Source organism: Pseudomonas sp. PvP001 (genome assembly GCF_040546375.1).
GTDB lineage: Bacteria > Pseudomonadota > Gammaproteobacteria > Pseudomonadales > Pseudomonadaceae > Aquipseudomonas > Aquipseudomonas coleopterorum.
The window spans coordinates 2,358,791-2,382,637 of sequence record NZ_JBEPNQ010000001.1 but is presented as its reverse complement, the minus strand read 5'-3'; the positions used below and the strand labels follow the sequence as shown (position 1 = coordinate 2,382,637).

Genomic DNA, 23,847 nt, shown 5'->3' with positions numbered 1-23,847 from the left:
GTTTTACTGCCACCCAATACCGTGCCGCCTAAGCGTTAAGAGTAAAATATGATTAGTGAATCAGATTTGGTAGAGTTAAGGTTCGCAGTGCTGACAGGTGTTACTATCGAGGTAGGTTCGCATATTCTGGTTTCCGGGAATGGCGTAACCTTATTAATTTAGTGCCCTTTCAAAATCAATAGTAAAAGCGGACAGCGATGGGGGCACGGCGAGGATGTTGCTACTGCCCCGCTGTTGTTCAATTATGTGAATCATAAACTTGGGCATGCTTTCATGGGGGAGGGAGAAGTATTGGTGCTTGATTTTGGAGGTCAGGGGTCTTTAGCGATTTTTCCGGATTTAAATGGTTTGGAATCTTATGCTCTGACGACAAAGTCTGGTGTGTCTCCAGTGCTAGTGATTTAAATATAAAAGGAACTCGACTCACGTCCTCAACCAACAAGACATTGCACTTAGGTTTGATCGGCAAATCTGGGATGCCAATGAAATTGAAAAAACATCGCTGTGGAACAAGCCATTTCAAGTCTCGGAGCTGGTTGGCAGCTACTCATCCTGACTAATGCACCGCCACCTTGTCGATGGTGGCAAATGTGCAGACCAGAGCAGCTCAAAGACCTCACAGCCACGGCTGCCGACCCCAATGCCCAGCACGTCTTTGCTCTCTTGATAGCTGAGAGCCAGGAAGTTCAAAACGCCCTGGCACATGTCACAGCGGGCGCTAAGCTCGATTCGATCGTGCAGAAGCTGCTAAACCGGCTAGGGAGGGACGGCTCAGGCGCTTGAAGCCAAGAGTTACCACTGAGCCTAAGCACTCATCTCGCCCCAAACCGCCCCAATCCAGTAACTACCCCAAACAAGCCCCAAGCGCTCACTTGAGGCTCCCCACGGTCTCAGCCTTCCCAAACCCTACATCACAGCACAAACTTACTCATCAGCCCCTGCAAATGCACACCCAATCGTGCCAGCTCAACGCTGGACGATGCCGTTTCCTCACTCGCCGAAGCCGTCTGCTCGGAGATGTCCCGAACGTTGATCACACTGCGGTTGATTTCCTCGGCCACCGCGCTCTGCTCTTCGGCAGAGGCGGCTATTTGCTGGTTCATCGATTCGATGGTCGTGATGGATCGGCTGATGTTACCTATGGAGGTACCTGCATCACGGGTCAAGGCAACGCTGTCATCGGTCAGCAGGCGGCTGTTTTCCAGGGTGGTCGCTACTTGTGCGGTTCGGCTGTGCAAACCGTCGATCAGGGTCGCAATTTCTTCGGTCGAAGTCTGAGTGCGCTGGGCAAGACTGCGGACTTCATCGGCGACCACGGCGAAGCCGCGTCCGGCCTCACCGGCGCGTGCGGCTTCGATGGCGGCATTGAGGGCCAGCAAGTTGGTCTGTTCGGCCACTGCCTTGATCACGTCGAGCACGCCACCGATCTTGTTGCTTTCCTGTTTCAGCTCGTCCATTGCAACTTTGGAGCGCCCGACCTCGGTGGCAAGTGTTTCGATCTGAATGACGGCCTTGGAAACGACGGCATCGCCTTCGCGCACTTCTCGGGAGGCACTGACGGCGGCATTCGAAGCTTGCTCGGCATTGCGGGCAACTTCCTGCACGGTGGCAGCCATCTGGTTCATGGCCGTGGCGACCTGGTCGGTTTCAGTGCGCTGGCTGTTCACTCCGGCGCTGGTCTGCTCGGTCACGGCGGAAAGCTGCTCGGCAGCGCTTGCGATCTGGGTAACACCATCGCGCAGGCCGCCGATCAACTGGCGCAGATTCAAGGTCATGCGGTGCATGCTGGTTTGCAGCAGGCCAAGTTCATCCTTGCGCGTTGGGGCTTCATTGTGGGTCAGGTCGCCATTGGCCACGCGGTCAGCCAGCTGCAGTGTTTCACGCAGTGGAATGACGATCATTCGGGTGATGATCCAGGCCGCCAGGACGCTGGCGATGAGCGCGGCGACGAGCCAGAGAATCAACATGCGGTTGGCTTGATCGACGTCTGCAAGGCGCAAGGCTACCTGGTTCTGCGCCAGTTGATTGGCCGAACCGAGCAGGACTTCGATGTTCTTCGAGATCCCCGCCTGGCCTTGGTTGATAGTGGCTTGCGAAGACGAGAATCCGTTGATGGCGGATCCATAGGCGTTCATCGAGTCCACCAGGCTGGCGACAGCGGAGGCGTCGATGCCGGAACTTGTCAGGCTTTTCATGTAATCGGAGGCTGCGGCAATCGAGGCGGCGGCCAGCTGTTGAGCCTCGGGTTTGAGGGTGTAGGTGTACCCACGCACATCGAAACGCATTTTTTGAAACAGCATGAGGGCCCGTTGCACCGCTTCGCGTTGCGTGGCGTCGCCATCCATGGAATTGGCTCGCCCATTCAACTGTCGCAACTTGGCGTCTGCAGTGTCGGCCACAGTGCCGAAGACATCCCTGCTGGCTTCCCGCGCGCGGGTGGCAGCAATGATGCTGTTGTAATGATCCTTGTATTCCTTCATGGCCACCATGGCCGCTTTCACATGAGGAATATTAAGCTCCGAGTTCAATACGCTGTTGAGGTAGGCGAGGTGGTTGTCGAGATTTTCGTAAGCCTTCAGCCAAGTCGCGGCGTTGGCGTCGTCAGAGTTCTGGCCATAGACCAGTCGGGCTATGCGCATGTCTCGGGTCAGGGTGCTGAGCTTGGCAATGTCCGTGATGCGCTCGCTGCGCTCACTCATGGAGGCGATGCCTCGCCAGCCCGTCAAGGCGATCAGGACCGTCAGTACGATCACGAGCGTGAACCCGAGTGCCAACTTTAATCTGACTGATAAGTTGGTCAACGCATTGTTAAACATGTAAGCCTCTCGAATAGATGTTTTAGGTTTCCAGTCGGCCCCTCCATGCCATTGATGCGTGAATGCCATCGGCTGCGAGCAGGAAATCTTTAACAACTATTTTTAGAGGAGGTGTTTATTCTTGATGTTACGAAGTATGGAAAAAGTTCACTGGCTTTCGAGATATTTATTCAAGTAAGTATTTCAAGGTAATTCTTTTGAATAAGGCGAACCCTCAATCCCAGAGAGGTATCCCCAAGCTCATGCACAGCGGGCAGCGAAAGGTTGAGTTGGCAAAGCGAGCTGGTGTCGGGAGGCAGGCATGCTGCTGCAGCGACCATGATGGATGATCGATGGGGCGAAGGTCATTGGAGAGACGGGCTTTGGACGACGAAGCGGAGCGCAGAACTACAGAAGGGAAAAAATGGTGCACCAGGCGGGATTCGAACCCACGACCCCTGCCTTCGGAGGGCAGTACTCTATCCAGCTGAGCTACTGGTGCAACGCGGGCGCCATGATACCCATGTCGGGGGTGGTCGTCCATTGCGATAACCGGCCCATCGTTTGTAATCTGCTACGGTGACAGGTGCACAGGCTGGGCAAGCCCACGTTCGCGGGGCCTGTCGTTCTTTTTTTCGAACGGCTATTGTCCTTTCACCCCATAGATCCTAGGATTCGTTTGAGATTTCAAACGCTCTTGTCTGGTCGCTGAAACGCATGAGTCCATCCATGCGCTATTTCCACCTCAGCCCGGGCGCCTTCTCATCCCTCCATTCGTGCCGTCACGTACGGCGCCGTTAAGGAAGCCGACATGCAGCTCAAAGACACCTCGTTGTTCCGCCAGCAAGCCTATATAGATGGTGCGTGGCTGGGCGCCGACAGTGGGCAGGCCATCAAGGTCAGCAACCCTGCTACCAATGAAATCCTCGGCACCGTGCCGAAAATGGGCGCCGCTGAAACGCGTCGCGCCATCGAGGCTGCCGACAAGGCACTGCCGGCCTGGCGTGCGTTGACCGCCAAGGAGCGCTCGAACAAGCTGCGCCGCTGGTTCGAACTGATGATCGAGAACCAGGATGACCTCGCGCGTCTCATGACCCTGGAGCAGGGCAAGCCATTGGCCGAGGCCAAGGGTGAGATCACCTACGCCGCGTCCTTCATCGAGTGGTTTGCCGAAGAGGCCAAGCGCGTCTACGGCGACACCATTCCCGGTCACCAGCCGGACAAGCGCCTGATCGTGATCAAGCAGCCGATCGGCGTGACCGCGGCCATTACACCGTGGAACTTCCCCGCCGCGATGATCACCCGCAAGGCGGGTCCTGCGCTGGCTGCCGGTTGCACCATGGTGCTCAAGCCTGCTTCGCAGACGCCGTTCTCGGCGCTGGCGCTAGCTGAACTGGCCGAGCGCGCGGGTATTCCGAAGGGTGTGTTCAGTGTCGTGACCGGCAGCGCCGGCGACATTGGCAGCGAGCTGACCAGCAACCCGATCGTGCGCAAGCTGAGCTTTACCGGCTCCACCGAGATCGGTCGCCAGTTGATGGCCGAATGTGCCAAGGACATCAAGAAGGTCTCGTTGGAACTGGGCGGCAACGCGCCTTTCATCGTGTTCGACGATGCCGACCTGGACAAGGCGGTCGAGGGAGCGATCATTTCCAAGTACCGCAACAACGGCCAGACCTGCGTGTGCGCCAACCGCATCTATGTGCAGGACGGCGTGTATGACGCGTTCGCCGAGAAGCTGAAGGTGGCGGTGGGCAAGCTCAAGATCGGCAACGGTCTGGAAGAGGGCACCACCACGGGCCCGCTGATCGACGACAAGGCCGTGGCCAAGGTCAAGGAACACATCGCCGATGCCGTGGGCAAGGGCGCAACCGTGCTGACCGGCGGCAACGCACTGCAGGGCAACTTCTTCGAGCCGACCGTATTGGTCAACGTCTCCAAGGACGCCGCCGTGGCCAAGGAAGAAACCTTCGGCCCGCTGGCGCCGCTGTTCCGCTTCCAGGACGAGGCCGAAGTGATCGCCATGTCCAACGACACCGAGTTCGGCCTGGCGTCGTACTTCTATGCCCGCGACATGAGCCGGGTGTTCCGTGTGGCCGAAGCGCTGGAATACGGCATGGTCGGTATCAACACCGGTCTGATCAGCAACGAAGTGGCGCCATTCGGCGGCATCAAGGCTTCGGGCCTGGGCCGTGAAGGCTCCAAGTACGGCATCGAAGACTACCTGGAAATCAAATACCTCTGCATTTCGGTGTAACCCACCGCGCAGACACCCTTGGCGGCCGGCGTCCGCAGCAGTCGATCATCGTATGCTGCTGCGGTACTCACCGGCCGCTCAATCCTTGAATCACGCCGACCGATGAGCGGCGAATGAGGAATTTCATGAGCAAGACCAACGAATCCCTGATGCAACGCCGCCAGGCGGCCGTCCCACGCGGCGTGGGCCAGATTCACCCGATCTTCGCCGAGTCGGCGCAGAACGCCACCGTCACCGACGTCGAAGGCCGCGAGTTCATCGACTTTGCCGGCGGTATCGCGGTGCTCAACACCGGCCACGTCCACCCCAAGGTGATCGCCGCCGTACAGGCGCAATTGCACAAGCTGACCCACACCTGCTTCCAGGTGCTGGCGTACGAGCCGTACGTTGAGGTCTGCGAGAAGATCAACGCCAAGGTACCGGGCGACTTCGACAAGAAGACCCTGCTGGTGACCACAGGCTCCGAAGCCGTGGAAAACGCCATCAAGATCGCGCGTGCCGCCACCGGCCGCGCCGGTGTCATCGCCTTCACCGGCGCCTACCACGGTCGTACCATGATGACCCTGGGCTTGACCGGCAAGGTCGTGCCGTACTCGGCAGGCATGGGCCTGATGCCCGGCGGTGTGTTCCGTGCGCTGTACCCCTGCGAATTGCATGGCGTGAGCGTCGACGATTCCATCGCCAGCATCGAGCGCATCTTCAAGAACGACGCCGAAGCCCGTGACATCGCCGCGATCATTCTGGAGCCGGTGCAGGGCGAAGGCGGTTTCTATGTCGCGCCCAAGGCTTTCATGCAGCGTCTGCGCGCCCTGTGCGATCAGCACGGCATCCTCTTGATCGCTGACGAAGTGCAGACTGGCGCAGGCCGTACCGGCACGTTCTTCGCCATGGAGCAGATGGGCGTTGCGCCCGACCTGACCACCTTCGCCAAATCCATCGCTGGCGGCTTCCCGCTCGCCGGTGTGTGCGGCAAGGCCGAGTACATGGATGCCATCGCACCGGGTGGCCTGGGCGGCACCTACGCCGGCAGCCCGATCGCCTGCGCTGCGGCACTGGCCGTGATGGAAGTGTTCGAGGAAGAAAACCTGCTTGATCGCAGCAAGGCCGTTGGCGAGCACCTGGTAGCAGGCCTGCGTGCCATACAGTCCAAGTACCCGGTCATCGGCGATGTGCGTGCACTCGGCGCGATGATTGCCGTCGAGCTGTTCGAAGGCGGCGACACCCACAAGCCGAACGCCGCAGCCGTGGCCCAGGTCGTGGCCAAGGCACGCGACAAGGGCTTGATCCTGCTGTCGTGCGGTACTTACGGAAACGTCCTGCGCATCCTGGTCCCGCTGACCGCGCCAGACGAGCAGTTGAACAAAGGCTTGGCCATCATCGAAGAGTGTTTCGCTGAACTGGCTTGAGTGATGTGATTGCTTGATAGAAAAACCCGCTTCGGCGGGTTTTTTTATGGGGTGGTTTTAGTGCGCCTACAAATGCTGTTGCCAGCATGCCCCCTTGTTGTGTGATGTGCAGACGGCCGTTCTACTCGAAGGAAAACTTGATTGTGAATGTCGCGGCGCAGATGGCATCGCTAGGGGGAGATGAAAATGTCACCCAAATCGCTCAAGGCAAACCCGCGAGGCTACTCAGAATGGGGTGTCGCAACTGAACGGGTGGCGAGGGGCGCCGATGATTCGCTGATGCGGTGACCTAGGCGGGCACGATCTGATTCTTGCCCTGGCGCTTGGCCTGGTACATGGCGGCGTCGGAGCGCGAGAAGAGTGAGTCGAGCATTTCGTCCTGGGGCTGAATGCTGGTCAGGCCCTGGCTCACGGTGACGCCATAGCTCTTGCCGTTGTGGTTGAAGCTCATCCGTTGGATTTCGCGTTGCAGGCGCTCGGCGATCTGCATGGCCATGTCTGGGGCGCAGCCTGGGAACACCGCGGCAAACTCTTCACCGCCGATGCGCCCGAACAGGTCACCACGGCGCAACACCGCGCGGCCGGTTTCGGCAATCCGTTGCAGCACGTGGTCGCCCTCCTGGTGACCGTAGGTATCGTTGATCATCTTGAAGTCATCGATATCCAGCAGCAGGAAGGCCATCGGTGTGTCGTTGAGGCGGGACTGTTCGAACTCGCGGTGGGCGCACTCGAAGAAGTGTCGGCGGTTGCTGCTCTGGGTCAGTACGTCAGTGGTGGCGAGGCGCTGGAGCTCGCCTTCCAGGTGCTTCTTTTCGGTGATGTCCTCGGCGATGCCCACCACGATGACGCGCTGACCGGGATCTGCCTGGTGGCTGACGAAGCATTTGTCGCTGAGCCATCGGATCTGGCCGTCGGCGCTGATGATGCGGTATTCGCGATCTTCGACGGCGCCCTTGTCGAGGACCTCGGCGAGGCTGCGGTCGGCATAGTCGAGATCGTCAGGGTAGATGCTGTCGCGCCATTCGTTGTAGTCGGCCAGGAGCAGCCCCACCGAGCGACCGAAGATCCGCTCGTAGGCAGGGCTGACGTAGATCATCTGCTGCGTTTCCCAATCGAACGCCCAGAGTACCGCATTGACGCTGACCAACAGCGAGCTGAATAGCTGTTCGCGCTCTTTCAACCGCGCGACTTCACCTTGGGCATGCATCAAGGCGAGTAAGGTTTCGGCGGCTTCGGGTAAGGGCTTGACGGGTGTAGAAGGTAATTTTTTATTGACCATCATCACGGCATCTCAGAGGCGTTGGGATTACTGCGAACGGATGCGCGAAAAAGGCGCGGCCAAGGCATGATCCCAGGCAGTAGCGCTATGAGTCTGAGAGCGGAAAATTGTAACGAAGTTCCGATCGGCGCGCCCCGGGGCCGGGGCGTACCGATAAACGGCTCAGGCTACCGCAGGCCTCAACGAGTAGGTCTTGAGCTGGGTCGCAAAATCGCGCAACGAGTGGATACCACTGGCTTCCGCTTCTTGGATCCAATCCTTGATGGCGGCCAGCATATCATGCCCGTTGGAACTGGTGCGCGCCCAGATCTGTTGCAGGGCCAGGCGCTTTTCGTAGATGACTTTCAAGGGGTGGCTGTGTTCGAGCATCGTCTGGATATGCAGATGATGACCCTCGTCCAACAGGCTGGTTTCACGGGACAGCAGGCGCTTGGCGCGGCGGAATTGGTGGCGTACCGATTCGTCGACCTTGCTCAGTTCCTGTTGCACCAGGGGCGCGATGACCAGCTTGCGGTACTGCGCCATGATCTGGAAGCGGTTGTTCAGGATCGCCATGGCGGTGTCCATGTCGAGTTGGCCCTTGCCTTCCACGCGGTGGGCGATCGGGGCCACACGCTGCACCTTGGCCAGGCGCAGCCAGGTGAACAGCTTGATCCAGGCCCAACCCATGTCGAACTCCCATTTCTTGACCGACAGCTTGGCCGAGTTGGGGTAGGTGTGGTGGTTGTTGTGCAGCTCTTCGCCGCCGACGATGATGCCCCAGGGCACCAGGTTGGTGGCCGCGTCGCGGCATTCGAAGTTGCGATAGCCCACGGCATGACCCAGCCCGTTGATGACGCCGGCGGCCCAGAACGGAATCCACATCATCTGCACGGCCCAGACCGTCAGGCCCAGGGCGCCGAACAGCAGCAGATCGATGACCAGCATCAGTGCCACGCCGCTCAGGCGAAAGCGTGAGTACAGGTTGCGCTCGATCCAGTCTTCGGGACAGTTCTTGCCATAGATGCGCAGGGTGTCGGGGTTTTCAGCTTCTTTGCGATAGAGCTCGGCGCCGGTGCGCATGACGGTGCCCAGGCCCTTGATGACGGGGCTGTGCGGGTCGTCGACGGTTTCGCATTTGGCGTGGTGCTTGCGGTGGATAGCGGTCCACTCGCGGGTGTTCTGGGCAGTGGTGAGCCAGAGCCAGAAACGGAAGAAGTGCTTGAGCCCGGCGTTGAGTTCCAGGGAGCGGTGGGCAGAATAGCGGTGCAGATAGACAGTGACACCGACAATGGTGACATGGGTCAGCAACAACGTGACTGCCACCACTTGCCAGGCGGACAGATCGAGAAAACCGTTGTACCACATAGGCGGGAGGGCCCTCGGTTGGGTGGGTAATGCGTGCAGCGCATTATCGACAAGCTATCAGAGAAAGCCAGTCGCTCTTTTGAAGAAGAGTCGCTGAATGTTTCTATTCTATAATTGATACACATTTTATGTGGGCCGATTGACCCTATGTCCGTTTTATCTCGGGTTACAACGCGCGCCGTTGTGATTTACCTGATTGTCTGCGTGTTGTGGCTTCTGTTGTGCGATCGGTTATCCAAAGGCCTTTTCGGTGCCTCGCTGCCCCGATGGGAGCTTCATCTGGCCACTTGCGCTGTGTGGCTGCTGGGCAGTGCCTTTGCCTTCGCCTGGCAGCGTGCGCGCCAGGCCAATCGCGAAAGCCGACGCCTGGCGGCAGCGGTCTTCGACTGCACCGCCGATGGCGTGCTGGTGACCGATACCGCAGGGCGCATCCTGCAGGTCAATCGTGCCTTCATGGCGATCACCGGGTACGACGAACACGAAGTGCTGGGGCAGAACCCGAGCACGTTCAAGTCCGGGCAGCACCCGCCAGCCTTCTATGAACAGATGTTCGGCACGCTGGCCGAGCACGGTCAGTGGAGCGGCGAGATCTGGAACCGTCGCAAGAGTGGTGACATCTATCCACAGTGGCAGACCATCCGCGCCGTCCGCGATGATCGGGGAATGCTGAGCCATTACGTGGCGGTGTTCTCCGACATCAGCGCGATCAGGCATTCACAGCGCGAGCTGGCCCATCTGGCGCAGCACGACCCATTGACCGGGCTGCCCAACCGCCTGCTGTTCAGCCGCCGTGCCGAGCACGCGTTGAACACGGCCAGGCTTGCACACCGCAGCTGCGCCTTGCTGTTGATCGACCTCGATCACTTCCAGAACGTCAACGACAGCTTCGGTCATGGCGTGGGTGACCGGTTGTTGATGGCGGTGGTCGAGCGGCTGCAGTCGGGACTGGGCGAAGAAGTAACCCTGGCCCGCCTGGGAGGGGATGAGTTCGCCGTGCTGGTGGAAGGCGAGTTGCGCAGCGGTCAGGCGACGGCGCTGGGGCAGGCACTGCTTGAAGGCATGCGAGCACCTTTCGTCATCGATGGCCACACCTTGTTCATCAGCGCCAGCATGGGCATCAGCCTGTTTCCCGACGATGCCCAAGGCGCCGAACAACTGTTGCGCAACGCCGATTCGGCGCTGTTCCAGGCCAAGGCGCGGGGGCGTTCGAGCTATGCCTTGTACACCGAAGAGCTGACTGCGCGCGCCCAGCAGCACATCGAAGTGACCGCTGAACTGCGGCAGGCTTTGGCGGATGGTCAGCTGTGCGTGCATTACCAGCCGGTGCATGCACTGCGCGACACCGCCATGGTCGGGGTGGAAGCGCTGGTGCGCTGGCAACACCCCGAGCGCGGGCTGGTGCCGCCGGGACAGTTCATACCGATCGCCGAGCGTAGCGGTCTGATCGCCGAGATCGACACCTGGGTGCTGGCCACCGCCTGTCGGCAGATGCGCCAGTGGCAGGTCGAGGGCAAGGCACTGGATTTCGTGGCGGTGAACATCTCCAGCCGTCTGTTCAGCCACCATGATCTCTGCCGGCAGGTCGAGAAGGTCCTGGCCGAAACGCAGCTGGCGCCTGCGCACCTGGAACTGGAAGTCACTGAAAGTGCGGTGATGGATGATCCGGACCGTGCCCTCGAGCAGCTGCATCACCTGCGCGACCTGGGCCTGCAGTTGGCGATCGACGATTTCGGCACCGGTTATTCATCCCTGCTCAGGCTCAAGCGCCTGCCGGTGCACAAGCTCAAGATCGACCAGGGTTTCGTTGCCGGCCTACCGGGTGACGAGGACGATGTGGCGATTACCACGGCGATCATCGCCTTGGCTCGCAGCATGGGCATGCAGGTGCATGCCGAGGGCATCGAGCAGGTTAGCCAGGCTCGGTTTCTGCTGGAACATGGGTGCGGACTTGGCCAGGGCTACTGGTTCGGTCGCCCGGTGGAGGCCAGCGCATTGCCATGGCGATGCAGCGAATAGCCAAAAAACACGTTTGGTTATATGAAAATTCTTAAACAGTATTTTTAAGAATAATAGGACCTCTCTAATATCGCGCTCACGCCACCTTGGCACCCCCTTACCCAGGAGCATGATCATGAGCGCATCGCTACGCAGCGTAGAAGGACAGGACGAAGCCACCATTCTGCGAGAAATTCAGAGCGCGCTGCGCGACCTGCGTTTCGGTGCGGTGGAGATCACCGTTCACAACGCTCAAGTCGTGCAGATCGAGCGCAAGGAAAAATTCCGCTTGCAGAACCCGGGCAACAAGCCCAGCTGAATACGCGCCCTGCGTATCAGTCATAAGAAAAACACCCGCCATTCCAGGAGCTTCGTCCATGTCTATCCGCCGTTATGCCTTGGCAGCCCTCGCCAGCGCCGTATTTGCCGGTTCCGCAGTCGCCAAGGACTACGAGCTGCTCAACGTGTCCTACGATCCGACCCGCGAGCTGTACCAGGAATACAACGCTGAGTTCGTCAACTTCTGGAAGAAAGAACACGCCGGCGACAACGTGTCGATCAAGCAGTCCCATGGCGGTTCGGGCAAGCAGGGCCGTGCGGTGATCGATGGTCTGCCCGCCGATGTGGTGACCCTGGCGCTGGCGGGCGACATCGACGAAATCAGCAAGCTGGGTAAATCGCTTCCGGAGAACTGGCAGACCCGCCTGCCGGATGCGAGCACGCCGTACACCTCGACCATCGTGTTCCTGGTGCGCAAGGGCAACCCCAAGGGCATCAAGGACTGGGGCGATTTGATCAAGAACGATGTCTCGGTGATCACCCCCAATCCGAAAACCTCTGGCGGTGCCCGCTGGAATTTCCTGGCCGCCTGGGCCTATGGCCTGAAAGCCGGTGGTGGCGATGAGGCCAAGGCCAAGGAATACGTGCAGACGCTGTTCAAGCATGTGCCGATCCTCGACACCGGTGCGCGCGGTTCGACCATTACCTTCGTCAACAACGGCCAGGGTGATGTGCTGCTGGCCTGGGAAAACGAAGCGTTCCTGGCACTGAAGGAAGATGGCGGCGCGGACAAGTTCGACATCGTCGTGCCTTCGCTGTCCATCCTCGCCGAGCCGCCAGTGGCGGTGGTCGACAAGAACGCGAAGAAGAAAGGCAACGAGGAAATCGCCGAGGCTTACCTCAAGCACCTGTACAGCCCGGCTGGCCAGGAAATCGCGGCGAAGAACTTCTATCGTCCGCGCGACAAGGACGTGGCGGCCAAGTACGAGAAGCAATTTCCGGCGTTGAATCTGGTCACTATCGATAAGGATTTTGGCGGATGGAAAACGGCGCAGCCCAAATTCTTCAATGACGGTGGGGTGTTCGACCAGATTTATCAGGCTCAATAAGTTATAGACATGTGTTGAGGCGGCTGGCCTCTTCGCGGGCAGAGCCCGCTCCCACAGGTCACCGTTGACCCTGTGGGAGCGGGTTCTGCCCGCGAAGAGGCCCGATTGCGTAAACCGTATTCATCAAGGACTTCTATGTCGCGTCGTATCTCCCCCGTCATACCCGGCTTCGGGCTGACGCTGGGCTACACCGTCGTGTACCTCAGCCTGATTGTGCTGATCCCCCTGGCCGCCATGTTCGTGCATGCCGCGCAGCTGACCTGGGAACAGTTCTGGACCATCGTCACGGCACCCCGCGTTCTCGCTGCGTTGAAACTGAGTTTCGGCACGGCGTTGTGCGCGGCCATCATCAACGGTGTGATCGGCACGCTGCTGGCCTGGGTGCTGGTGCGCTACACCTTCCCCGGACGCAAGATCATCGATGCGATGATCGACCTGCCGTTCGCCCTGCCCACGGCCGTGGCAGGCATTGCCCTGACCGCGTTGTACGCGCCCAATGGTCTGGTCGGGCAGTTCGCTGCCGATCTGGGCTTCAAGATCGCCTACACCCCGCTGGGGATCACCCTCGCATTGACCTTCGTCACCTTGCCGTTCGTGGTGCGCACGGTGCAACCGGTGCTGGCCGACATTCCGCGTGAGGTCGAGGAAGCTGCGGCCTGCCTGGGTGCCAAGCCTTTGCAGGTGTTCCGCTTCATCCTGGCACCGGCGCTGTTGCCCGCCTGGCTCACCGGCTTCGCCCTGGCCTTCGCCCGAGGCGTGGGCGAGTACGGCTCGGTCATTTTCATTGCCGGCAACATGCCGATGAAGACCGAGATCCTGCCGCTGCTGATCATGGTCAAGCTGGACCAATACGACTACACCGGCGCCACGGCCATCGGCGTGATGATGCTGGTGGTTTCCTTCATTCTGCTGCTGCTGATCAATCTTTTGCAGCGGCGCATCGAAACCCCTTGAAGGAGGCTCCGCACATGTCTGCATCTTCCATTGCTGCCTCCACCAATGCGGCCCGCCGTGGCAGCGCCACTTCGCGGCGGGTGTTGATCGCCCTGGGTTGGCTGATCTTCGCCGTGTTTCTGTTGTTGCCGTTGCTCATCGTCGTATCCCAGGGCCTGAAGCAAGGCCTGGGGACGTTCTTTGCCGCCATCTTCGAGCCTGATGCGTTGTCGGCGCTCAAGCTGACCGTGTTCGCCGTGCTCATCTCGGTGCCGCTGAACCTGGTTTTTGGCGTCAGCGCGGCGTGGTGCGTGAGCAAGTATTCGTTTCGTGGCAAGAGCATTCTGGTCACCCTGATCGATCTGCCGTTCTCCGTATCGCCGGTCATCGCCGGTCTGGTCTATGTGCTGATGTTCGGCGCTCAGGGCCTGTTGGGGCCGTGGCTGCAGGACCATGACATCCAGATCGTGTTCGCCTTGCCCGGCATCGTGCTGGCGACGATCTTCGTCACCGTGCCGTTCGTGGCCCGTGAGCTGATCCCGCTGATGCAGGAGCAGGGCACGCAGGAAGAGGAGGCGGCGCGCCTGCTGGGTGCGAACGGTTGGCAGATGTTCTGGCACGTCACCGTGCCGAACATCAAGTGGGGGCTGATCTATGGCGTGGTGCTATGTACCGCGCGGGCGATGGGTGAGTTCGGGGCCGTATCGGTGGTGTCCGGCCACATTCGTGGCGTGACCAACACCCTGCCGTTGCACGTGGAGATCCTCTACAACGAATACAACCACGTCGCCGCCTTTGCCGTTGCGAGCCTTTTGCTGATCCTGGCGCTCTTCATCCTGCTGCTCAAGCAGTGGAGCGAGTCCCGTATTGACCGCCTGCGCAACAGCGCCGCGGAGGAATGATTAATGTCGATCGAAGTTCGTAACGTCAGCAAGCGTTTCAATGCCTTCCAGGCCCTGGACTCCATCAATCTGGACATCCAGAGTGGCGAGCTGGTGGCTTTGCTGGGCCCGTCCGGGTGCGGCAAGACCACCTTGCTGCGCATCATCGCCGGGCTGGAAACTCCCGATCAGGGCAACATCGTGTTCCATGGCGAGGACGTGTCCGGCCATGATGTGCGCGATCGCAATGTCGGTTTCGTGTTCCAGCACTATGCGTTGTTCCGGCACATGACGGTGTTCGACAACGTGGCCTTCGGCTTGCGCATGAAGCCCAAGCGCGAGCGGCCGACTGAAACGGTGATTGCGCAGAAGGTGCATGAGCTGTTGAACATGGTGCAGCTGGACTGGTTGCACGATCGCTATCCCGAGCAGTTGTCCGGTGGCCAGCGCCAGCGTATCGCCCTGGCCCGGGCGCTGGCGGTCGAGCCCAAGGTGTTGCTACTCGACGAGCCCTTTGGTGCGCTCGACGCAAAGGTGCGCAAGGAACTGCGCCGCTGGTTGGCTCGTCTGCACGAGGACATCAACCTGACGTCGGTCTTCGTTACCCATGACCAGGAAGAGGCCATGGAAGTGGCCGATCGCATCGTGGTGATGAACAAGGGGGTCATCGAACAGATCGGCTCGCCGGGCGATGTGTACGAAAATCCGGCCAGCGATTTCGTGTACCACTTCCTGGGTGATTCCAACCGTCTGCAGTTGGGCGGTGAGGAGCATGTGCTGTTTCGTCCGCACGAAGTGTCACTGTCGCGCCATGAGTTGGAGGACCATCATGCTGCCGAGGTGCGTGACATCCGCCCGTTGGGCGCGACCACGCGGGTGACGTTGAAGGTCGAAGGGCAGAGCGATCTGATCGAGGCGGAAGTGGTCAAGGACCATGACAGCCTGAGCGGTCTGGCGCGGGGCGAGACGTTGTTCTTCAAGCCCAAGGTTTGGCAGAAGGCGTCAGGCCTGTAGCGGCGGCGCGTCAGACGTACCGCATGTGCCGCCGACGCGGCTCGCACCGCGGCTACAGGAGATTGTGCGAGCCGTGTGCGGGTTTGGTGCGGTGTGTCAGGCGTACCGCATGTGCCGCCGACGCGGCTTGCGCCGCTGCTACAGGAGATCGCGCGCACCTGTAGCAGCGGCGCGAGCCGCGTCCGGGTTTGATGTAGCGCATTAATGGAATCTTTGGTTATTACCAAATAGCTTCTTATTCCTTAACGCGTATAACTCCTTTCCCTATACTGGCCTCCAACGCAACGTTCGCAGGAGGCGCATCCCATGCGCAATGAGTCGATCCGCTATCTGATCGTGCCAGGCTGGCAGGGCTCGCCCGATGACCATTGGCAAAGCCACTGGCAACGAAGTTTGCCCAACAGCGCGCGGGTCGAGCAGGACGATTGGCTCACGCCTCGGTGTGAAGACTGGGTGGCGGCGCTGGACCGGGCCGTGAATGCCAGCGCCGATCCGGTGATTCTCATTGCCCATAGCCTGGGCTGCGTGACGGTTGCACACTGGTCGGCCAGCGCGTCGCTGGTTTCGCTGCGTAAGGTCCGTGGCGCGTTGCTGGTAGCGCCAGCGGATGTCGAGCGGCCAGCCTGCTCGCCGGCCCTGCGCAACTTTGCACCGATTCCCAAGCACCTGTTGCCGTTCCCCAGCCAAGTGGTGGGCTCGGACAACGACTCTGCCGCCAGCGCCCCACGGGCCTTGCAACTGGCCCGCGACTGGGGGGCCGAAGCGGGCATTCTGGCGGGTGCTGGACATATCAACGTCAAGTCCGGGCATCAGCGCTGGGAACAGGGTTTCGCCTACCTGTACCGCCTGCAGAGTCGCATGGACCAGCACACCCAGCTGCGCGCCTGATTGCCTGAAAACCGAGTACGCCGCCTGCGTTCAGGCCGGTGGGAGCTTTGCCCATGACTGCATACCACGACACCTTCGGCCAGCCGCTGCTGACCTTTCCCGACGCCGACAAGAGCCCGCTGAGCATTCGTGCCAAGGCACTGGTGTTTGTCGACCCGCGCTCGCGGCGCTTGCGCGAAGAGCTCGAACGGCTGGCGCCCAGGGCGTTGCCGGTGCTGATCCATGGCGAGAGCGGGACCGGCAAGGAGCTGCTCGCCCGGCACATCCACCGGGCCAGTGATCGCGGTGGGCTATTCGTTTCGGTCAACTGCGGTGCGATCAGCCCGACCTACGCCGATGCCGAACTGTTCGGCTACAGCGCAGGCGCCCACAGCGGTACGGCCAGCAGCCGGGCCGGCTGGTTCGGCTCGGCCAACGGCGGCACGCTGTACCTGGACGAGATCGCCGACCTGCCGCTGGCCATCCAGACCAAATTGCTCGCGGCACTGGAAACCCACGAAGTCACGCGCGTTGGCGCGGCCCAGCCCAATCCGGTAGACGTGCGCCTGGTGGCCGCGTCGAGCATCGATCTGGCCCAGGCCGTGGCGGCTGGCAAATTCAACGAGCGCCTGTATGCCTATCTGGGCGAAGGCCGTCTGACGCTGCCGCCGTTGCGTGAGCGGATCGGCGATATTCTGGCCCTGGCCGAGTATTTCCTGGGCATCTACAGCCACCGCCTGAACCTGGCGGTGCCGCTGATCAGCGCCCAGGCGCAGCAGGTGCTGGAGCGACACGACTGGCCCGGCAACACCCGCGAGCTGGAAAACGTCATCCATTTTGCCCTGCTGGTGAGCAGCGGCGACGAGATCCTTCCCGAGCATCTCAATCTGCCTTCGGCAGCGGACACCCTGGGGCATATCGAACGGCAACTGACCCAGGCGCTCGAGCACGTCGACCCGACGGCCTTGGCTGCAGTGCTGACCCGCCACCTAGAGCGCTTGCACAAAAAGGCATAAGCAGCGAACTAAAAGGTATTTGTAGGAATATTAATTCCGGGTATTGTCCGCGCAAGGCTGGCCATTTGCTGCCGCCGGCACCCAATTTCAAGGACTTAGCATGAAGAAGGCTTTGCTGTTCACCGCTCTGGCGGCCTCCCTGTCTTTCGGCCTGGCCAACGCGGCAGACAAACTCGTGGTCGCGGCCACACCGGTCCCCCACGCCGAGATCCTCGAGCTGATCAAGCCGACCCTGGCCAAGGAAGGCGTTGACCTGGACATCAAGGTCTTCACCGACTACGTGCAACCCAACGTGCAGGTCAACGAGAAACGTCTGGACGCCAACTACTTCCAGACCCTGCCGTACCTGGAAAGCTTCAACAAGGGCAAGGGCACCAACCTGGTCACCGTGATCGGCGTGCACGTCGAGCCCTTCGGCGGTTACTCCAAGAAGGTCAAATCGCTGAGCGAACTCAAGGACGGCGCGACCGTGGCCATCCCCAACGAGGGCAGCAACAGCGGCCGTGCATTGATCCTGCTGCAGAAAGCCGGCCTGATCACCCTGAAGGATCCGGGCAACGCTCTGGCCACTCCGAAGGACATCGCCAGCAACCCCAAGAACCTCAAGTTCAAGGAACTGGAATCGGCCATGCTGCCGCGTGTGCTGGATCAGGTTGATCTGGACATGATCAACACCAACTACGCACTGGAAGCGGGCCTGAACCCGGCCAAGGACGCCTTGGTCATCGAAGGTTCGGATTCGCCTTACGTGAACTTCCTGGTGGCCCGTCCGGACAACAAGGACAGCCCGGCCATGCAGAAGCTGGCCAAGGCGCTGACCAGCCCGGAAGTGAAGGCATTCATCGAGAAGAAGTACAGCGGCGCAGTATTGCCAGCGTTCTGATTCCGAGCGTCACGACAGTTCACCTGAGCGCCGACAGCTTGTACAGTGTCGGCGTTTTGCTGTGTCCGGACGTGGCCCTCCCCGGCAAATGAACCTCGAACCCCGCTCACAGTCGCATACACACCTAGCATCACAGCGCACGCAAAGGAGCCTGCATGGCTGGTCCTCGTTGGAAGGTTGTAGGGGTTGGTCTCTTGTTCATCGCGCTGACCGGCTGTGGTGAAGACAAGCCTATCGAGCCGACGCACCCACGCGTGCGCGTGGAGAAGGTGCAGAGCGGCGAATTCGCCGCCGCCGTCAATCTCACCGGCGATGTGCAGGCCCGCATCCAGACCCAGTTGTCATTCCGCGTCGGCGGCAAGATCATCCAGCGCATGGTGGATGTGGGCGACCACGTCAGCGCGCGGCAAGTCCTGGCCCGCCTGGACCCCAAGGACCTGCAGACCAACGTCGACTCGGCCAAGGCTGCAGTGGCCGCCGAACAGGCCCGCGTGAAGCAGACGTCGGCGGCCTTCGTGCGTCAGCAGAAGCTGCTGCCCAAGGGCTATACCAGCCAGAGTGAATACGACTCCGCCCAGGCGGCGCTGCGCGGTGCGCAGAGCTCGCTGGCGGCAGCCAATGCCCAGTTGGCCAACGCTCGCGAGCAGTTGAGCTACACCGATCTGGTGGCCGATGCCCCGGGCGTGATCACCGCACGCCAGGCCGAGGTGGGCCAGGTGGTGCAGGCCACCGCGCCGATCTTCGGTCTGGCCCGCGACGGTGACCGCGATGCGGTCTTCGATGTGTATGAATCGCTGTTCGCCCAGCCGGGTGGAAAACAGCCGATCACCGTCAGCCTGCTCGACGACCCGGCGATCAAGACCACCGGCACCGTGCGCGAAGTCACCCCGGCGGTGTCCGCGCAGACCGGCACGGTGCGCGTCAAGATTGCCCTGCAGGGCGTGCCCAAGGGCATGGATCTGGGGTCGGTGGTCAACGCCTCGCTCGATGGGCCGGGCAAGACCAGTGTCGAACTGCCGTGGTCGGCGCTCACCAAGGACATCGAAGAGCCTGCCGTGTGGGTGGTCGGGGAAGGCGACAAGGTCAGTCTGCGCAAGGTCGAGGTGGGCCGTTACCTGACTGCCAAGGTGGTGATCGCCAATGGCTTGAGCAATGGCGACCGCGTGGTGGTGGCCGGGGGGCAGTTGTTGCACCCCGACATGCAGGTGGAAATTGCCCAGGAGCGTCAGCCATGAAAGCGGTGATCGCGTTGTCTGCGGCCGTGCTGTTGCTGGCAGGCTGTTCGAAGGAAGAGCCGGCCCCCGAGCCCATCCGTCCGGTGTTGTCGGTGGAGGTCAAGGGCCTGGACCAGCAAAGCCTGGGTCGCTTCGCCGGTAATATCCAGGCGCGCTATGAAAGCACCTTGGGTTTCCGCGTGTCCGGACGCATTGCCCGGCGCGCGGTGGATGTCGGCAGCCAGGTGGAGAAAAACCAGTTGCTGGCCACCCTCGACCCCACTGACCAGCAGAACCAGTTGCGCGCCAACCAGGGTGATCTGGCCCGCGTCCAGGCGCAGTTCATCAATGCCCAGGCCAACGCGCGGCGTCAGCAGGAGCTGTTCGACCGTGGCGTCGGTGCGCAGGCCGGGCTGGACATCGCCCAGACCGACCTGAAAACCGCGCAGTCTTCGCTCGATCAGGCCAAGGCCGCCGTCAGCCAGGCCAAGGACCAGTTGAGCTACAGCGAACTGCGTGCCGACCATGCCGCGGTGGTCAACCAGTGGAAAGTGGAAGTCGGGCAGGTGGTCAGCGCCGGTGAAGAAGTGGTGGTCCTCGCCCGTCCCGACGTCAAGGAGGCGGTCATCGACCTGCCCGCCGGGCTCGCCGAGACCCTGCCTGCCGGCGTGGAATTCCACGTGCAGTCCCAGCTTGACCCCAGCGTTGCGACCACGGGTACCTTGCGCGAGCTGGAACCACGGCCCGACAGCTCCACGCGCACCCGTCGCGCACGCCTGACCCTGCGTGAGAGCCCTGCGGGCCTGCGCCTGGGTACGGCGATCAGCGTCACTTTGAGTTCCAGCATCGCGCAGCGCCTGGAGCTGCCGGAAACCGCCGTGCAGGAGATCGACGGCAAGACCCAGGTGTGGCGGGTGGACGTCCAGAACAAGACCGTGAACCCGCAGCAGGTCACCGTGCTCAGCCGCGACCGTGGCGTCGTGGTGGTGGGCAGCGGTGTGCAGGCGGGCGAGCGCGTGGTCAGCGCTGGCGTCAATAGCCTGAAACCTGGGCAGAAAATCAAACTGGACGAGGCGAGCCGGCAATGAAGGGAAGTTTCAACCTGTCCGACTGGGCGCTCAAGCACCAGTCCTTCGTCTGGTACCTGATGTTCGTCGGCCTGCTGATGGGCGTGTTTTCCTATTTCAATCTGGGCCGTGAAGAAGACCCGGCGTTCGCCATCAAGACCATGGTCATCCAGAGCCGCTGGCCCGGGGCGACGCAAGAAGAAACGCTCAAGCAGGTCACCGACCGCATCGAGAAGAAGCTCGAAGAGCTGGACTCGCTGGACTACGTGAAGAGCTACACGCGCCCTGGCGAATCCACTGTGTTCGTGTACCTGCGCGATACCACCAGTGCCAAGGCGATTCCGCAGATCTGGTACCAGGTGCGCAAGAAGGTCGACGACATTCGCGGGACCTTTCCCCAAGGCTTGCAGGGGCCGTCGTTCAACGACGAATTCGGTGACGTGTTCGGCTCCATCTATGCCTTCACCGCCGACGGCCTGAGCATGCGGCAGCTGCGCGACTACGTGGAACAGGTGCGCGCCGAGATTCGCCAGGTCGACAACTTGGGCAAGGTGCAGCTGGTAGGTCAGCAGGACGAAGTCATCTACCTGAATTTCTCCACGCGCAAACTCGCAGCGCTGGGCCTGGATCAGCAACAGGTGGTGGGTGCGCTTCAGGCGCAGAACGCGGTGACGCCGGCCGGTGTGATCGAGGCAGGGCCCGAGCGCATTTCGGTGCGAACCTCGGGGCAGTTCAAGTCGGAGAAGGACCTGGAAACGGTCAACCTCAGGCTTAACGACCGTTTCTATCGGCTGACCGACATCGCCGACATCGAACGTGGCTACAAGGACCCGGCCGCGCCGATGTTCCGTTACAACGGCCAGCCTGCCATCGGCTTGGCCATCGCCATGAAGGACGGCGGCAACATTCAGGAATTCGGTACCGCGCTGCATAAGCGCATGGACGAGTTGACCGCGCAGCTGCCCGTGGGCGTGGGCGTGCACAAGGTGTCGGACCAGGCCGAGGTGGTCGAGAAGGCGGTCGGTGGGTTCACCAGCGCGCTGTTCGAGGCCGTGGTGATCGTGCTGATCGTCAGCTTCGTCAGCCTCGGCGTGCGCGCCGGTCTGGTCGTGGCCTGCTCGATTCCGTTGGTGCTGGCCATGGTCTTCGTGTTCATGGAGTACAGCGGCATCACCATGCAGCGTATTTCCCTGGGGGCGTTGATCATCGCCCTGGGCCTGCTGGTCGACGATGCGATGATCACCGTGGAGATGATGGTCACCCGCCTGGAGGCAGGTGACAGCAAGGAGGACGCGGCTACCTTCGCCTACACCTCCACCGCATTCCCGATGCTCACCGGCACGCTGGTCACCGTGGCGGGCTTCGTGCCGATCGGTTTGAACGCCAGCTCGGCAGGTGAGTACACCTTCACCCTGTTTGCCGTGATTGCGGTGGCCATGCTGGTGTCGTGGGTGGTGGCGGTGCTGTTCGCGCCGGTCATCGGCGTGCATATCCTGAGCAAGAACGTCAAACCCAAGCCGGAGCAACCCGGACGCGTCGCACGCTGGTTCCACAGTGGGCTGCTGGGCTGCATGCGCCACCGTTGGCTGACGATCATTGGCACCTTGCTGCTGTTCGCCGCAGCGCTGTTCTGCATGCGCTTCGTACAGAACCAGTTCTTCCCATCGTCCGACCGGCCGGAAATTCTGGTGGACCTGAACCTGCCGCAGAACGCCTCGATCAACGAGACGCGCCAGGCGGTCGATCGTCTGGAAGCGACGCTCAAGGATGATCCGGACATCGTCCGCTGGAGCACCTACATCGGTCAGGGCGCGATTCGTTTCTATCTGCCCTTGGACCAGCAACTGGAGAACCCGTACTACGCCCAGCTGGTGATTGTCAGCAAGGGTCTGGAAGAACGCGGGGCCTTGACCGAGCGCCTGAAAAAGCGTCTGCGTGATGACTTCGTGGGCATCGGCACCTATGTCCAGGCGCTGGAAATGGGCCCACCCGTGGGGCGGCCGATCCAGTACCGGGTCAGCGGCAAGGACATCGATCAGGTGCGCAAGCACGCCATCGAGCTGGCCACCCTGCTGGACCATAACGCGCACATCGGCGAAATGATCTACGACTGGAACGAGCCAGGCAAAGTGCTGCGCATCGACATCGCCCAGGACAAGGCCCGGCAGTTGGGGTTGTCGTCCGAGGACGTGGCGAAGCTGATGAACACCATCGTCAGCGGTTCGGCGGTGACCCAGGTCAACGACGATATCTACCTGGTCAACGTGGTGGGCCGGGCCAACGATGCCGAGCGCGGCTCGCCGGAAACCCTGCAGAACCTGCAGATCGTCACGCCCAGCGGGACGTCGATTCCGCTCTTGGCGTTCGCCACCGTGCGCTACGAGCTGGAGCAGCCGCTGGTGTGGCGGCGTGATCGCCTGCCGACCATCACCTTGAAGGCGGCGGTCAGCGACGATATCCAGCCGACCGACCTGGTGGCCCAGCTCAAGCCCGAGATCGAGAAATTCGCCGCAGACCTGCCGGTGGGCTACAAGGTGGCCACCGGCGGTACGGTCGAGGAAAGCGGCAAGGCGCAGGGCCCGATCGCCAAGGTGGTGCCGTTGATGCTGTTCCTGATGGCGACCTTCCTGATGATTCAGCTGCACAGTGTGCAGAAGATGTTCCTGGTGGCCAGCGTGGCGCCGCTGGGCATCATCGGCGTGGTGTTGGCGTTGGTGCCGACCGGGACGCCCATGGGCTTCGTGGCGATCCTGGGGATATTGGCCCTGATCGGTATCATCATCCGCAACTCGGTGATTCTGGTGACCCAGATCGATGCCTACGAGCGCGATGGTTACAAGCCGTGGGACGCGGTGCTGGAGGCAACCGAACATCGACGTCGGCCGATCCTGCTCACCGCAGCGGCGGCCAGTTTGGGCATGATCCCGATCGCTCGTGAGGTGTTCTGGGGGCCGATGGCTTACGCGATGATCGGCGGGATCGTGGTGGCGACCTTGCTGACCCTGTTGTTCCTGCCGGCGCTGTATGTGGCCTGGTATCGGATCAAGGAAGGTGAGGGCGAGGGGAAGGAGGCTTGATGAGCTGAGGGCCTCTTCGCGGGCAGAGCCCGCTCCCACATGATCACCGTCTCATCTGTGGGAGCGGGCTCTGCCCGCGAAGGGGGCGCTGCGGTCTTGCATCATCCGCAACTCGGTGATTCTGGTGACCCAGATCGATGCCTACGAGCGTGATGGCTACAAGCCGTGGGACGCGGTGCTGGAGGCGACCGAGCATCGTCGTCGGCCGATCCTGCTCACCGCAGCGGCGGCCAGTTTGGGCATGATCCCGATCGCTCGTGAGGTGTTCTGGGGGCCGATGGCCTACGCGATGATCGGCGGGATCGTGGTGGCGACCTTGCTGACCCTGCTGTTCCTGCCGGCGCTGTATGTGGCCTGGTATCGGATCAAGGAAGGTGAGGGCGAGGGGAAGGAGGCTTGATGAGCTGAGGGCCTCTTCGCGGGCAGAGCCC

The 23,847-nt window shown here is 61.3% G+C and carries 17 protein-coding genes, 1 tRNA gene and 2 pseudogenes; 15 read left to right on the top strand and 5 right to left on the bottom strand.

The annotated features are described in order from the left end of the window. Positions 1–911: 911 nt before the first annotated feature. The 3 genes and pseudogenes from ABMD26_RS22210 to ABMD26_RS10860 form a co-directional block, all read right to left on the bottom strand. Positions 912–1,625: a methyl-accepting chemotaxis protein gene (locus ABMD26_RS22210; protein WP_414704832.1), complete on the bottom strand. Its 714-nt coding sequence runs from the start codon at positions 1,623–1,625 to the stop codon at positions 912–914. 141 nt (positions 1,626–1,766) lie between these two features. Continuing rightward, positions 1,767–2,816, bottom strand: a pseudogene (locus tag ABMD26_RS22205) (methyl-accepting chemotaxis protein); the annotation flags it as partial. 404 nt (positions 2,817–3,220) lie between these two features. Further along, positions 3,221–3,297: transfer RNA gene (locus ABMD26_RS10860), tRNA-Arg, on the bottom strand. Positions 3,298–3,606: 309 nt separating this feature from the next. Here ABMD26_RS10860 and gabD point away from each other — a divergent pair. Together gabD and gabT are read left to right on the top strand one after the other, a co-directional pair. Beyond that, the gene (gene gabD, locus ABMD26_RS10855; protein ID WP_056844575.1) at positions 3,607–5,049 is read left to right on the top strand and encodes an NADP-dependent succinate-semialdehyde dehydrogenase; all 1,443 of its coding nucleotides are present in this window, start codon (positions 3,607–3,609) and stop codon (positions 5,047–5,049) included. 125 nt (positions 5,050–5,174) lie between these two features. Then, positions 5,175–6,455: a 4-aminobutyrate--2-oxoglutarate transaminase gene (gabT, locus tag ABMD26_RS10850; protein WP_043191825.1), complete on the top strand. Its 1,281-nt coding sequence runs from the start codon at positions 5,175–5,177 to the stop codon at positions 6,453–6,455. 289 nt (positions 6,456–6,744) lie between these two features. Here gabT and ABMD26_RS10845 read toward each other — a convergent pair whose 3' ends face one another. Both ABMD26_RS10845 and desA read right to left on the bottom strand, forming a co-directional pair. Further along, a complete protein-coding gene (locus ABMD26_RS10845) occupies positions 6,745–7,734 on the bottom strand; it encodes a GGDEF domain-containing protein (protein WP_049859012.1) in 990 nt (329 codons plus the stop codon). A 162-nt stretch (positions 7,735–7,896) separates the two neighbouring features. Then, positions 7,897–9,081 (bottom strand): delta-9 fatty acid desaturase DesA, encoded by a 1,185-nt coding sequence (desA, locus tag ABMD26_RS10840; protein ID WP_090361892.1) that lies wholly within the window; start codon positions 9,079–9,081, stop codon positions 7,897–7,899. Positions 9,082–9,228: 147 nt separating this feature from the next. On the opposite strand from desA, the gene dibA reads away from it, so the two are divergent. The 13 genes and pseudogenes from dibA to ABMD26_RS10775 all read left to right on the top strand — a co-directional run. Then, positions 9,229–11,097, top strand: a complete 1,869-nt coding sequence (gene dibA, locus ABMD26_RS10835; RefSeq protein ID WP_354309458.1) for a phosphodiesterase DibA — start codon at positions 9,229–9,231, stop codon at positions 11,095–11,097. A 115-nt stretch (positions 11,098–11,212) separates the two neighbouring features. Further along, entirely contained in the window at positions 11,213–11,395 is a 183-nt protein-coding gene (gene oscA, locus ABMD26_RS10830) for a sulfur starvation response protein OscA (RefSeq protein ID WP_043191814.1), read from the top strand. Positions 11,396–11,453: 58 nt separating this feature from the next. Beyond that, complete coding sequence (locus ABMD26_RS10825; RefSeq protein WP_049859005.1) at positions 11,454–12,464, top strand: sulfate ABC transporter substrate-binding protein; 1,011 nt, start codon at positions 11,454–11,456, stop codon at positions 12,462–12,464. 135 nt (positions 12,465–12,599) lie between these two features. Then, positions 12,600–13,418, top strand: a complete 819-nt coding sequence (cysT, locus tag ABMD26_RS10820; protein WP_056844570.1) for a sulfate ABC transporter permease subunit CysT — start codon at positions 12,600–12,602, stop codon at positions 13,416–13,418. 14 nt (positions 13,419–13,432) lie between these two features. Next, positions 13,433–14,299 (top strand): sulfate ABC transporter permease subunit CysW, encoded by an 867-nt coding sequence (gene cysW, locus ABMD26_RS10815; protein ID WP_056844569.1) that lies wholly within the window; start codon positions 13,433–13,435, stop codon positions 14,297–14,299. A 3-nt stretch (positions 14,300–14,302) separates the two neighbouring features. Beyond that, entirely contained in the window at positions 14,303–15,292 is a 990-nt protein-coding gene (locus ABMD26_RS10810; RefSeq protein WP_049859008.1) for a sulfate/molybdate ABC transporter ATP-binding protein, read from the top strand. 306 nt (positions 15,293–15,598) lie between these two features. Continuing rightward, complete coding sequence (locus ABMD26_RS10805; protein ID WP_134722728.1) at positions 15,599–16,180, top strand: alpha/beta hydrolase; 582 nt, start codon at positions 15,599–15,601, stop codon at positions 16,178–16,180. Between the two features lie 53 nt (positions 16,181–16,233). After that, positions 16,234–17,175, top strand: coding sequence for a sigma 54-interacting transcriptional regulator (locus ABMD26_RS10800; protein WP_134722729.1), 942 nt, complete (start codon positions 16,234–16,236; stop codon positions 17,173–17,175). Positions 17,176–17,275: 100 nt separating this feature from the next. Then, a complete protein-coding gene (locus tag ABMD26_RS10795; RefSeq protein WP_134722730.1) occupies positions 17,276–18,058 on the top strand; it encodes a MetQ/NlpA family ABC transporter substrate-binding protein in 783 nt (260 codons plus the stop codon). A 155-nt stretch (positions 18,059–18,213) separates the two neighbouring features. Next, positions 18,214–19,293: an efflux RND transporter periplasmic adaptor subunit gene (locus ABMD26_RS10790; RefSeq protein ID WP_134722731.1), complete on the top strand. Its 1,080-nt coding sequence runs from the start codon at positions 18,214–18,216 to the stop codon at positions 19,291–19,293. Then, positions 19,290–20,360 (top strand): efflux RND transporter periplasmic adaptor subunit, encoded by a 1,071-nt coding sequence (locus ABMD26_RS10785; RefSeq protein ID WP_134722732.1) that lies wholly within the window; start codon positions 19,290–19,292, stop codon positions 20,358–20,360. The genes ABMD26_RS10790 and ABMD26_RS10785 overlap by 4 nt, the downstream gene beginning before the upstream one ends. Next, positions 20,357–23,416, top strand: coding sequence for an efflux RND transporter permease subunit (locus ABMD26_RS10780; protein WP_134722733.1), 3,060 nt, complete (start codon positions 20,357–20,359; stop codon positions 23,414–23,416). The genes ABMD26_RS10785 and ABMD26_RS10780 overlap by 4 nt, the downstream gene beginning before the upstream one ends. Positions 23,417–23,501: 85 nt before the next feature. After that, positions 23,502–23,816 (top strand): annotated as a pseudogene (locus tag ABMD26_RS10775) (efflux RND transporter permease subunit); the annotation flags it as partial. Positions 23,817–23,847: the final 31 nt, after the last annotated feature.